Source organism: Nonomuraea pusilla, assembly GCF_900109355.1.
GTDB classification, from domain to species: Bacteria; Actinomycetota; Actinomycetes; order Streptosporangiales; family Streptosporangiaceae; genus Nonomuraea; species Nonomuraea pusilla.
This window is the reverse complement of the sequence record NZ_FOBF01000004.1, coordinates 44,139-55,946: the sequence shown is the minus strand read 5'-3', so window position 1 is coordinate 55,946 and position 11,808 is coordinate 44,139. Positions and strand designations below refer to the sequence as shown.

The window sequence follows — 11,808 nt, the reverse complement described above, 5'->3', positions numbered from 1 at the left end:
TCAGGCGGTCTCCTCCGCCACGGCCGCCGCGAACGCGTCGACGTCGGCCTCGGTCGTGTCGTACGCGCACATCCAGCGCACCTCGCCCGTCGCCTCGTTCCAGGTGTAGAAGCGGAAGCGCTTGCGCAGCCGGTCGGCGGCGTCGGCGGGCAGGACGGCGAAGACGGCGTTGGCCTCGACCGGCCTGGTCAGCTCGACGCCGGGCAGGCCGCCCACCGCCTCGGCCAGCCGCCGCCCCATGGCGTTGGCGTTGCGCGCGTTGCGCAGCCACAGGTCGCCCGAGAGCAGGGCCACGAACTGCGCCGACACGAACCGCATCTTCGACGACAGCTGCATGAACGTCTTGCGGATGTAGTCGACGCCCTGAGCGGCCTCGGGGTTGAGCACGACGACCGCCTCGCCGTACAGCATGCCGATCTTGGTGCCGCCGAACGAGACGACGTCCACGCCGGCGTCGGTGGTCAGCGCCCGCATGGGGACGTCCAGCGCGGCGGCGGCGTTCGTCAGGCGCGAGCCGTCGAGGTGGACGAGCAGGCCGAGGTCGTGCGCGTGCGCGCAGATCGCGGCGATCTCGCCGGGCGTGTAGACGGTGCCCAGCTCGGTGGTGTTCGAGATGGACACCACCTTCGGCTGGGCCCGGTGCACGTCGCCGAACCCCCATGCCTGCCGGTCGATCAGCTCGGGCGTGAGCTTGCCGTCGGGCGTGGGGACGGTGAGCAGCTTGATGCCGCCCACCACCTCGGGCGCGCCGCCCTCGTCGGTGTTGATGTGGGCGGTCTCCGCGCAGACGACCGCCTCCCACTGCGCGGTCATCGCGCGCAGCGAGACGACGTTGGCGGCGGTGCCGTTGAACACCGGGTACGCCTGCGCCCCCTCGCCGAAGTGGCGGGCGAAGACCTCGCGCAGCTCGGCGGTGTAGACGTCGTCGCCGTAGGCGATCTGGTGGCCGCCGTTGGCCGCGGCGATCGCCTCCAGGATCTCCGGGTGGACTCCGGCGTAGTTGTCGCTGGCGAACGACTTGAGGAGGGGGTCGTGCCTGGGTGTCACGTGGTGAGGTCCAATCGGGTGCCGTTGATCTCCGCTGCGGGCCGGTCGTAGAGCCCGCCGATGGCTTCGGCGAGGTCGCGCACGTCGGTGAAGCCCGGGAAGGCCGCCTCGGGCTTCTCCGCCCGCATGGCGTCGTTGACGAGGGCCTTGACGACGAGGACCACGGCCGCGCTGCCCGTGCCCTTGAGGGCGTCGGCCAGCGAGAGCGTCCACGCCTCGGCCGCCGCCTTGGCCGCGCTGTAGACGGCGCCGCCGGCGCCGGGACGCTCCGCCGCCTTGGCGGAGACGATCACGAAGCGGCCGTTGTCGCTCTCGCGCAGCAGCGGCTCGAAGGCCAGCGAGACGTGCTGGAGCGTGCGGATCAGCAGGTCGTGCAGGACGGCCCAGTCGTCGAGGCTGGTCTCGGCGAACGTGCGCGACCCGCGCCAGCCGCCGACCAGGTGGACGACGCCGTCGACCTTGCCGTGCTCGCGGCCGACCCGGTCGGCGAACTCCTGCACGGCGGCCCGGTCGAGCAGGTCGACGTCGGACTTGTCCACCCCGATGACCGTGTGGCCGTGCTTGGTGAAGTACTCGGACACGGCCTGGCCGGTGGGCCCGCCGGCGCCCGTCACCACGATGATCATGCTCGGATACCCCTCGTCGACTCGACCACTTCGGCCAGCTTACGGCGCAGCGCCTCGTAGAACATGCTCAGGGGGAACTCGTCCGGCAGCACCGCGTCCACCTTGGCCTTCTGCTCCTCGGGCAGCGCCTGCGCGCCCTTCGCCCACACCGAGGCGGGGCTCGGCGGTACGTACGCGCTCACCAGCTCGTACGCCGCCAGCCAGTGCGCCAGCTTGGAGCGGTCGATGCTGTCGCGGTAGAGCTTCTCCACCTCGCCGCGCAGGTCGGCGACGCCGTCGGCGACCCGGTCCCAGTCGACGCTGAGCCGGTTGTCGGTCCAGCGGACGATGTCGTTGCGGTGCAGGTAGGCGAACAGCAGCTGGCCGCCGAGCCCGTCGTAGTTGCGCACCCGCTCACCGGTGATCGGGAAGCGGAACAGCCGGTCGAACAGGATGGCGTACTGGACGTAGCGGGCGTGCGGCACGCCCTGCCGCTCCAGCTCGACCGCCTCGCCGAACGCGGTCAGGTCGCAGCGCAGCTCCTCCAGCGAGTACAGCCAGTACGGCATCCGCTGCTTGATCATGAACGGGTCGAACGGCAGGTCGCCGTGGCTGTGGGTGCGGTCGTGGATGAGGTCCCACAGCACGAAGGTGTCCTGGGCGAGCGCCTGCGAGGCGAGCAGCCTGGCGGCGTCCGGCGGCAGCTCCAGCTTGAGCGTCTCGGTGGCCGCGCCGGAGACCCGGCGGAAGCGGGCCGACTCGCGGTCGGCGAAGATGCCGCCCCAGGTGAAGCGCGACGGCGTCTGCCGCACGGCGACGGTCTCGGGGAACAGCACGGCCGAGTGGGTGTCGTAGCCGGCGGTGAAGTCCTCGAACGCGATCGGCACGAACATCGGGTTGTCGTAGCGGGACGACTCCAGCGCGGCCAGCCAGCCGGGCCAGATCGTGCGCAGCCAGACGGCCTCCAGGTTGCGGTCGAGGTTGCCGTTCTGGGTGTACATGGGGAAGACGACGACGTGCTCCAGGCCGTCCACCCGCTGGGTGTCGGGGTGGAAGCGGTCGAGCGAGTCGAGGAAGTCGGGCACGCCGAGGTCCTGGTCGGCCCAGCGGGCGAGGTCGGCGTCCACGGCGCTCAGGTACTCGGCGTCGTGGGGGAAGTGCGGGGCGATCGCGGCCAGCCGCTCGCGGACGGCGGCGACCAGTTCCTTGCCGCGCTCCTTGTCCTCGGGGACGGAGCCGTCCTTGACCTGGAGCGGCCGCAGCGCCTCCACGGCCTCCTTCAGCGTGGCGAACAGCCCGGCCTTGACCTGGTCGCGCGGCTCCGCGCGCCCGTCGCCCTCGGGGACGCGGGCGGCCCAGGTGACGACGTTGCCCCAGAGCCTGCGGTGGTCGTGGTCCTCGATGGAGTCGTCGCCGAACAGGTCGGAGTCGGCGAACGCGACGACCCTGCCGTTGCCGTGCCGCAGGGCGACGGCGAGCGGGGCGCCGGCCGGGTCGGCGTCGGCGGAGGTGGAGAAGAGCACGGTCGCGCCGTCGGGGGCCTTCAGCACGCCGGAACGGTAGAAGCAGGCGCTGCGCACGCCGGCGAGCAGGCCGTCGTCGGTGGCGCGCTCGCCGAGCACCCAGGTGGCGACGCCGCGGTGGGCGTGGCGCGGGTCGCGCACGGTGGTGTGCTCGACGCCCACGCCGAACCCGGCGAGCAGCTCGGCCAGGTTGTTGCCGTACTTGTCCTGCTCCTCCTCGGCGAGGACGACGAGGCCGCCGCCTTCGGCGACGAACGCGCGCACCGTGGCGAGCTCGGCGTCGGAGAACACCGGGCTGCCCAGGCCGGTGGTGCGCTCCCACCGCTCGCCGGAGGGGTGCGCGATCACCAGGACGTCCTGTCCGGCCAGCGCCTCAGGGGTGAGCGGGCCGTCGGTGTGGGCCGTGACCGTGTGCCCGAGGTGGCGCAGCAGCTCGGCCGCGCGGACGTAGCTGTTGTCGTCGGGATGCGCGGGGTTGATGGTCTCGGCGACGTCGCGCCTGATGGTCCATGACTCGCTGTGGGCCTCGTCGAACAGCACCCGGGGGAACGCACGCATGGAAGATCTCCTGTATCTACCGCCTTATGGCGAAAAATATACACACAGGGTGGGCGTGCTTGACAAAAGGCTCTCGAATGGCGAGATGTCAGGCGGCTCCCGGGCGCACCACACCCGACTCGTACGCGAACACCACGGCCTGGGCCCGGTCGCGCAGGCCCAGCTTCATCAGCACCCGCGCGACGTGCGTCTTCACGGTCGCCTCCCCCACGAACAGGTCCTTGGCGATCTCCGCGTTCGTCAGGCCGCGGGCGAGCAGGCGCAGCACCTCCAGCTCGCGCGGCGTCAGCTCCGACAGCGCCGGCGACGGCGTGGGGTCGGCCCGCCCGGCGAACGTGGCGATCACCCGGCTCGTCACCGCCGGGTCCAGCAGCGCGTCGCCCGAGTGCACCACCCTGATCGCCTCCAGCAGCTGCTCCGGCGGCGACACCTTCAGCAGGAAACCGCTCGTGCCCGCCCGCAGTGCCGCGTACAGGTTCTCGTCGGTGTCGAACGTCGTCAGTGTGATGATCTTCGGCGGGGACGGCGTCTCCAGCAGCTCCCTGGCCGCGGCCAGGCCGTCCAGCCTGGGCATCGAGATGTCCATGAGGACGATGTCCGGACGGGTGCGCCTGGCCACGGCGACCGCCTCGCGCCCGTCGCCCGCCTCGCCCACGACCTGCATGCCGGGGTCGCTCTCGACGACCATGCGCAACCCGGCCCTGACCATCGCCTGGTCGTCGGCGATGACGATTCGAATGCCCACACGCGGAGAGTAGACGTCCCGCCCCCGGCTTGGACAGCCAAGCCAAGCCGGGCGCAAGTCAGTTCCAAGTCGCGGCCGCGGGCGCCCGCCGGCGGCCGTCAGGACAGGCGGACGCTCTGCCTGATGCGGGCCTGCGTCGCGTCGTCACAGGTGTTCCTCGCGCAGAAGTACATGACGAGCACCGACTTGGGCTTGCGGTCCACCACGTAGCCGACGATGCCGAGCCTGGCGCCCGTGCCCGGGTCGCGCAGCGAGCCGTCGTAGCGGGTGGCGGGGCTCGGGCCCACCTGGTCCTGCACCGGCCTGCCGAGATCGACCTCGCCCGGCAGCAGGCCCTCCAGCGTGGCCTTCATCTGCTCCGAGTTCGCCGTCGCGTCGAGGGTGTCTGAGACCTGGACGTACAGGCCGGAGGCGGCGTCGGGATCGTCCGCGACGATGCCGGACACCGCCGACCAGTCGGCGCCCTGGCCCGCCACGAACAGGTCCTCGAACTCGGCCGCGCGCGGCGACGCCACCGCGAACAGGTCCTGGTGGGTGCGCACCGACCAGTCGCCCGGATACTCGAACGACAGCGGCGCCGCGGCGCCGGCCTGGTAGCGCGCCCAGGTGTCGCCCCGGTGGCCCAGGACGATCATGGCGACCAGCGCCAGCGCGGCCACGGCGGCGACCAGCGTGGCGGCGACGATCGGCAGGCGTCCCGGACGGCCCCGCCGCGGCGCGGAGGGCTGCGACGGCTGCGTGGGGGCGGTGTAGGGCGACAGCGGGCCGCCCGGCCCGCCGGGCGGCGCCTGCGGCCCGCTCCCCTGCCCGCCTGCCCGCCTCCTGGCGCCCGGTCCCGCGCCGGGTCCCGTGCCCGGCCCTGTGCCCGGCCCTGCGCCGGAGACGGCCACGGGGGCCGCGTACAGGCCGGCGTGCTGCCCGGCGTGCTGTCCGGCGTGTTGTCCCGCCGGGGGTGCGGGCTGCGGGTCGCTGGGAGAGCCGCCCGGGGACGCCCCTCGCGGGCCGCCGTGCGAGGCCGGCTGGGGGCCGCTGGGCGGCGCCGGGCGGTAGGAGCCGAACGGCCCCCCGCCGACCCCCATCGCCTCCCGCAGCTCGCCCACGAACTCCGCGCAGCTGTCGAAACGCTGCTCCGGCGCCTTGGCCAGGGCCCGCATCATCACCGCGTCCACCTCGGGCGGCAGGTCCGGCCGCAGGCTCGACAGCGGCACCGGCTGCTCGGCCAGGTGCGCCCACAGCAGCGCGATGTCGTTCTCCCGCTGGAACGGCAGCCGCCCCGACAGCGCCTCATGGACGACGCAGGCCAGCGCGTACTGGTCGCACCTGCCGTCGATGTGCTCCTTGTTGATCTGCTCGGGCGACATGTACCTCGGCGTCCCGATGAACTGGTCGGTCTGGGTCAGGCCCGAGATGGACGACCGGTGCTTGGTGATGCCGAAGTCCGTCAGGTACACGTGGTCGCCGGCCAGCAGGATGTTGGCCGGCTTGACGTCGCGGTGGATGAGGTCGTGGGCGTGGGCGGCGTCGAGCGCGGCGGCCGTCTGGGCGAACAGGTGCGCGGCCTGGTCGAGCGGCAGCGGGCCCCTGTCGTAGATGAGGCGGCGCAGGTCGAGCCCGTCCACGTAACGCATCGCGATGTACAGGACGCCGTCGGCGTCGGCGTTCGCCTCGTAGATCGGGATGATGTTGGGGTGCTCGATGCTGGCGACCGTCCTCGACTCCAGGATGAACCGCTGCCTGAACCTGTCGTCCACGCTGAGCACCGGGTTGAGGATCTTCAGCGCCACCCGGCGGCTCAGCCTCGGGTCGAGCGCCAGGTAGACGACGGCCATGCCGCCCTTGCCCACGATGTCCTCGATGTAGTACCCGGCCACCTCCTGGCCGATGAGCGATCTCTCGTTCACCGGCATCACGTCTCGACCGGGTGGCCGCAGTAGCCGCAGAAGCGGTGCCCAGCGCCGAGCCGCATGCCGCACGAGACGCAGAACGCGATCACCGGCTCCCCTCCGGCCGCCACCGGCTGCGCCTGCCCCACCATCTGGAACTGCTGCGACCGCCGCACCACCACGGTCTGGTTCGCGCCCTCGTCGAGCGGCGGCCCCGCGGCCACCGGCTGCGGCAGCTCGCCGGGCTCGTCGGAGCCGCGGCGCCTCCACAGCAGGTACGCCCCCGCGGTCACGGCGAGGAACAGCACCCCGGCCGCGAGGACGAGCGGCCACTGCGGCGTGGACCGCTCGGGCTCGGCCGCCGCCGCTCTCCTCGCGCCCTGGTCCTCGGGGCCGCCCCGTTTGGACAGCGAGGTCTTCAGCAGCGTCGCGGCCACCACGTCGCCCGGGTAGAGCTCCAGCACGCGCTGGAAGCCCGTCGCGGCCTCGGTGTAGTACCTGGAGTGGTAGCGGCTGAGCGCGGCCTCGAACGCCGCGTCGATGGCGCCCCTGCGGGGCGCGACGCCCGCCTTGGCCAGCGCGCCGGTGATCTCCCTGACGCCGATCATCCTGGCGGTCTTGCCGCCGCCGACGAGCAGGCCGATGACGTGGCCGTCCTTGTCGCCGATGACGGGCGCGCCGAGCAGGCCCCTGTCGGCCAGGCCGCCCAGCTTGACCGGCTCGTCCACCTTCTTCTCCGGGTCGCCGAACGGGCGTCCCGACTCGCCCTGGACGCCGCCCTTGCCCAGGTGGGCGATCTCGACGGTGTGCTGCACGGCGGGGCCTGGGCGGCCGAGGAAGCCGGCCACGTTCGTGGGCGAGCCCTGCTGGTCGGGCACCTTGTCGGCGAGCGGCGCGGTGGGCAGGCCGACGCTGCCGACGGCCCCGCCGAGCGGCGTCAGCACGGCCGGGCTGTCGGGCTTGGCGCCCGCCTTCACGAGCTTCGCCTTGAACCCGTCGGGGTCGGCGGGCGAGACGTTCGGGAAGACCGTGATGTCGGTGGTGACGTCGACGATGCAGGTCGCGGTGTCGGTCTTGGGCGGGTAGCACTCCTTGAGGTGGTGGTCGAGCAGGTCGTCCTTGAGCTTGTGGCGCTCGAAGTCGGCCGGGATCTTCACCTTGAAGTGCTCGGCGAAGATCTTGTTCGCCGCGTAGACGGCGACGTCCTGGTCGGACGAGACGACGCGGGTGAGCGTGACGACGGCGCCGTCGGGGTTGACCACGGTGCCGGTGCCGGTGCCGATGGGCACCTCGTAGGAGCGCTCCACGTGTTTGAGCTCGCCGACGTGGTCGAGCAGGGTGATGTCCACCCGAGACACCGCTTCGACGCGTACGACGGCGGGGGTGACGAGGTCGGTGATGCCGCTGGGGTGCTCGTGGGCCATGGCCGGGGCCGCGACCAGCACGAGTACCGCCGCTGCGCCGCCGGCGAGGGCTTTGAGGCGCGCCATGTCCGCTCCAAACAAGGGAATAGGACCAGAGTCCCAATCAGATGCGGTAAGTCAAGGGACCGATACAGAGACGAGCGCTTGTTTGGAACGTAAGAGGCGTGGCTGCGCGCGGTCGCCGGTCCCGGCGCGCGCCGAACGCTCACCGGCCTGGCCGTCGACGGTTCCACCGGCCGCGATCCGCGGGCCGCGTGCGAGAGCACCCACTCTGGTCCATCGCGCGCGGCGGCCTCACCGTTACGCGCACCCCCTCCGACCAGCCCGGAAGGACGGCGAACCGGCAGGCGCAGGGCGCGGCCGATGACGCGCCGGCGGGGCGACGGCGCTACTCTCCCGCTTTCTCCGGCCCTGCGTCATGGGGGCGCCACGCCTCGGCGCCCGCCCGGACGGCGGCGTGGGTGGCGCGGGCGGCCCTGGCGCCCCAGAGCGAGCGGGGGCCGCCGAACAGCTCCTGCTCGCCCGACGACGGCACCGCCACGCACACGGCGTCGGACGCGGTGCCGGTGCAGGCGAAGCCCGCCTCGACGAGCGCCTGCGTCTTGGCCTCCGTCACGGTCATTACGAGGTTGACGAGGGCGGCGTCGGTCATGGCGACGGGGACGGCCACGACGATGTTCACGGTCCCCGCGATCATGGGGGCCAGCTCGGCGTCGGGGACGCCCTCGGGGGCCGCGGCCCAGGTGGGGACGCGCAGCCCGACGGTGGCGACGGCCTCGACGCCGCCGTCCCCGGCCCGGCGGTGACGCTCGACCGAGGCGGCGGTGAGCATGCCGACGCCGGGCCCCGCCGGGCCGAGCGCGGTCAGGTGCTCGACGGGGTCCATGCGGGAGTACCCGGCCACGACCTGCGCGTTCAGCACCCACTCGCGGGGGCCGATGCCGCCGCCCAGCATGGCCGAGGAGATCATGCGCCAGCCGGGACCGAACTCCCACAACAGCGACCCGAGCCGCTCGCCGTCCTCGACCCGGTAGGTGAGCTTCACGTTCCTCCTCTGACCAGGTGCACGACGGGCCGCCCTCCGGGGCCGGGCTCGATTCTCACACGGGCGTCGAAGTGCCTGCCGACCAGTGGCTCGGTGAGCACCTCGGCCGGCTCGCCCGCGGCGGCGGCGCGGCCGTCCGCGATCAGCAGGAGGGAGTCGGCGTACAGGCCGGCGACGGTGAGGTCGTGCAGGGTGCTCACGACGGTCAGCCCGTCGGCGCGGCGCAGCCGGTCCACGAGTTCGAGGACCTGCTGCTGGTGCCCGAGGTCGAGCGCGGTCGTGGGCTCGTCGAGCAGGAGCACGGGGGCCTGCTGCGCGAGCGCCCTGGCCAGCACGACGCGCTGCCGCTCCCCTCCCGACAGCTCGCCGACGCGGCGGCCGGCGAACGCGGTGAGGTCGAGCCGGTCCAGCACCGACGCGGCGATCTCACGGTCGCTCCGGCTCTCCCTGCCCAGGTAGGGGATGTAGGGGGTGCGGCCGAGCAGGGCGTAGTCGAACACGGTCATGTCGGCGGGCAGCGCGGGCGTCTGCGGCGCGTACGCCATGAGCCTGGCGCGTTCGCGGGGCCGCAGGCGGGCGGCGGGCCTGCCGTCGAGCGTGACGTCGCCGCGGTGGGCGACGAGCCCCATCACGGCCTTGAGCAGCGTGGACTTGCCGGCGCCGTTCGGCCCGATGACGGCGAGCCACTCGCCGCGCCCGACGCCGAGGTCCACGCCCGTGAGCACGTCGCGCTCGCCGAGCCGCACCGAGACGGAACGTGCCTCGATCATGTGAGGGTCCGCCTCGTCATCCGCAGGACGGCCACGAAGAACGGCGCCCCGACGAACATCGTGACCACGCCGATGGGCAGCTCGGCGGGCGCGAGGACGGTCCGGGCGACGAGGTCGGCCAGCACGAGGAAGGCGGCGCCGCCGATGAGCGACAGCGGCAGCACGATCCGGTATGACCCGCCCGCCAGCCGCCGCACGACGTGCGGGACGACGATCCCGACGAAGCCGATGAGCCCGCTGGAGGCGACGGCGGCGGCCGTGGCCAGCGACGCGGCCATGAGCACGACCAGCCGCACCCGGCCGGCGCGCAGGCCGAGGCTGGCGGCCTCCTCGTCGCCCACGGACAGCACGTCGAGCATGCGCCCGTGCAGCAGCAGGACGGCCGCGGAGACGGCGCCGTACGGCAGCACCATGACGGCCTGCTCCCATCCGCCGCCGATGTCGCCGAGGATCCACGCGTACACGCGCTGCAGCTCCTCGACCTTGAACTGCTGGATGAAGGTCTGCACGGCGGTCAGGAACGAGGTGACGGCGACCCCGGCCAGCACCAGCGTGGCGGTGCCGCCGCCGCGCCCGGCCGAGTGACCGAGCGCGTACGCGAGGAAGACGCCGCCCAGGGCGCCGGCGAAGGCGGCGACGGGGATGGCGTTGCCGGGCACCGACAGCAGCACGATGGCCACCGTGGTGGTCAGCCCGGCCCCGGCGGCGGCGCCGAGCAGGTACGGGTCGGCGAGCGGGTTGCGGAACACGCCCTGGTAGCCGGCCCCTGCCATGGCGAGCAGCCCGCCGACGACGGCCGCGACGATCACCCTGGGCAGCCGCAGCTCGAACAGCAGCCCCTGCTCGACGGGGGTCAGCCCGGAGTCGACGTGGACGAACGGCAGCCAGTCCGCCGCCTGCAGCACGACCTGCCAGGGCGAGATGTCGGCGGCGCCGCCGAGCAGCCCGGCGACCATGGAGGCGGCGAGCACGACGAGCGCGCCCGCCAGCCACGCGGGCCTGGCGCGCGACGGCCTGGCTGTCCCGGCCGCCGGCGCGCCGGCCCGCGGTTGCGCGCCCGTCTCCTCCCGGGCGGGCGCCTGGTGTGACGGCACGGTCAGCTCGTGGCGGCCTTGCCGACGGCGTCGCCGATGGCCCTGGCCAGGTCCACGACGCGCGGGCCCCAGCGGGACGCGATGTCGTCGTCGAGCTCGATCACGCGGTCCTTCTTGACGGCCGACAGGTCCTTCCAGCCGGGCCGCCCGGCCACCGCGTCCTTGTTCTGCTGGCAGCACTTGACGTCGGCCAGGAAGATCAGGTCGGGGTCGGCCTGGGCGACGAACTCGGCCGACAGCTTGGGGTAGCCGCCCGCGGCGTCGGGGGCCTTGTCGGCGATGTTGGTCAGCCCGAACAGGCCGTAGATCTGGCCGATGAACGTCTGGGACGTGGCGGCGTACGGCGTCTGGTCGAGCTCGTGGTAGTAGGTGAGCTTCGCGGCCTTGGGGGCGCCGGCGGCGAGCTTGTCCAGTTCGGACTTCATGCCGGAGACGACCTCGCCGGCCTTGGCCTGGTTGCCGGTGGCCGCGCCGATCTCGGTGATCTCCTCGTACGCCTCGTCGAGCTTGGTGGCGGCGGGTTCGAGCAGGACGGGGATGTTGACCTTTGCCAGCTCGGCGACGATGTGGTCCTGGTCGTTGGAGAGGATGACGAGGTCGGGCTGCTTGGCGACGATGGCCTCGACGTTCGGCTTGAAGCCCGACAGGTCGGTCTTGGGGGCCTCGGCCGGGTAGTTCGACTGGTCGTCGACGGCGACGACCTGGGGTCCCGCGCCGATCGCGAACAGCGTCTCGGTGTGGGTGGCCGAGAGCGAGACGATGCGCTCGGGCTTCTTGGCGATGGTGACCTTGCCGTTGCCCGCCTCGACGGTGACGGGGAACCCGGCGGAGCCGGAAGCGGAGGAGGCGCTGGGGGCGGCGGAGGTGGGGGCGGCGGTCGAGCCGGACGTGGTGCCGGTCTGGCCGCATCCGGCCAGGATGACCGTTCCCAGCAGCGCGCCCGCGAAGGCCGTGCGTACGGGCCTCACGAGAAGTCCTTTCACACTGTCGGAACCGAGAGACCCGCGATGTGCGACGGATCACCCTTTTCCACGAGGGTTGATGGCGTCGGCGCAGAGGCAGGCGACCTGGCTATGACAGTTGCGGGACAGCGCCGGACTCGCACCGGACTTCG

At 72.8% G+C, this 11,808-nt stretch carries 10 protein-coding genes; all 10 read right to left on the bottom strand.

Features of this window, described 5'->3' with window-relative positions; genetic code table 11:
- A complete protein-coding gene (locus BMX74_RS09240) occupies positions 1-1,047 on the bottom strand; it encodes a threonine aldolase family protein (RefSeq protein ID WP_055503313.1) in 1,047 nt (348 codons plus the stop codon).
- Positions 1,044-1,673 carry an SDR family NAD(P)-dependent oxidoreductase gene (locus BMX74_RS09235; RefSeq protein ID WP_055503314.1) on the bottom strand — a complete coding sequence of 210 codons (630 nt, stop codon included), beginning with the start codon at positions 1,671-1,673 and terminating at the stop codon, positions 1,044-1,046. The genes BMX74_RS09240 and BMX74_RS09235 overlap by 4 nt, the downstream gene beginning before the upstream one ends.
- A complete protein-coding gene (locus BMX74_RS09230) occupies positions 1,670-3,733 on the bottom strand; it encodes a DUF6421 family protein (protein WP_091099674.1) in 2,064 nt (687 codons plus the stop codon). The genes BMX74_RS09235 and BMX74_RS09230 overlap by 4 nt, the downstream gene beginning before the upstream one ends.
- Positions 3,734-3,821: 88 nt before the next feature.
- Positions 3,822-4,478 (bottom strand): response regulator, encoded by a 657-nt coding sequence (locus BMX74_RS09225; protein ID WP_055503316.1) that lies wholly within the window; start codon positions 4,476-4,478, stop codon positions 3,822-3,824.
- A gap of 98 nt (positions 4,479-4,576) precedes the next feature.
- Positions 4,577-6,385, bottom strand: a complete 1,809-nt coding sequence (locus BMX74_RS09220) for a serine/threonine-protein kinase (protein WP_091099672.1) — start codon at positions 6,383-6,385, stop codon at positions 4,577-4,579.
- Positions 6,385-7,851 (bottom strand): zinc ribbon domain-containing protein, encoded by a 1,467-nt coding sequence (locus tag BMX74_RS09215; RefSeq protein WP_055503318.1) that lies wholly within the window; start codon positions 7,849-7,851, stop codon positions 6,385-6,387. Before BMX74_RS09215 ends, BMX74_RS09220 begins: the two co-directional genes overlap by 1 nt.
- Positions 7,852-8,173: 322 nt before the next feature.
- Positions 8,174-8,830, bottom strand: a complete 657-nt coding sequence (locus BMX74_RS09210; RefSeq protein WP_091099668.1) for an adenosylcobinamide amidohydrolase — start codon at positions 8,828-8,830, stop codon at positions 8,174-8,176.
- Positions 8,827-9,600 (bottom strand): ABC transporter ATP-binding protein, encoded by a 774-nt coding sequence (locus tag BMX74_RS09205; RefSeq protein WP_091099666.1) that lies wholly within the window; start codon positions 9,598-9,600, stop codon positions 8,827-8,829. Before BMX74_RS09205 ends, BMX74_RS09210 begins: the two co-directional genes overlap by 4 nt.
- The gene (locus BMX74_RS09200) at positions 9,597-10,589 is read right to left on the bottom strand and encodes a FecCD family ABC transporter permease (RefSeq protein WP_055504068.1); all 993 of its coding nucleotides are present in this window, start codon (positions 10,587-10,589) and stop codon (positions 9,597-9,599) included. The genes BMX74_RS09205 and BMX74_RS09200 overlap by 4 nt, the downstream gene beginning before the upstream one ends.
- Positions 10,590-10,696: 107 nt before the next feature.
- The gene (locus BMX74_RS09195; protein ID WP_055503321.1) at positions 10,697-11,662 is read right to left on the bottom strand and encodes an ABC transporter substrate-binding protein; all 966 of its coding nucleotides are present in this window, start codon (positions 11,660-11,662) and stop codon (positions 10,697-10,699) included.
- Positions 11,663-11,808: the final 146 nt, after the last annotated feature.

Excerpts from the sequence above, each read along its gene's own strand:
- BMX74_RS09215 (WP_055503318.1), bottom strand. The coding sequence starts at position 7,851 with ATGGCGCGCCTCAAAGCCCTCGCCGGCGGCGCAGCGGCGGTACTCGTG.
- BMX74_RS09230 (WP_091099674.1), bottom strand. The coding sequence starts at position 3,733 with ATGCGTGCGTTCCCCCGGGTGCTGTTCGACGAGGCCCACAGCGAGTCA.
- BMX74_RS09220 (WP_091099672.1), bottom strand. The coding sequence starts at position 6,385 with ATGCCGGTGAACGAGAGATCGCTCATCGGCCAGGAGGTGGCCGGGTAC.
- BMX74_RS09205 (WP_091099666.1), bottom strand. The coding sequence starts at position 9,600 with ATGATCGAGGCACGTTCCGTCTCGGTGCGGCTCGGCGAGCGCGACGTG.
- BMX74_RS09235 (WP_055503314.1), bottom strand. The coding sequence starts at position 1,673 with ATGATCATCGTGGTGACGGGCGCCGGCGGGCCCACCGGCCAGGCCGTG.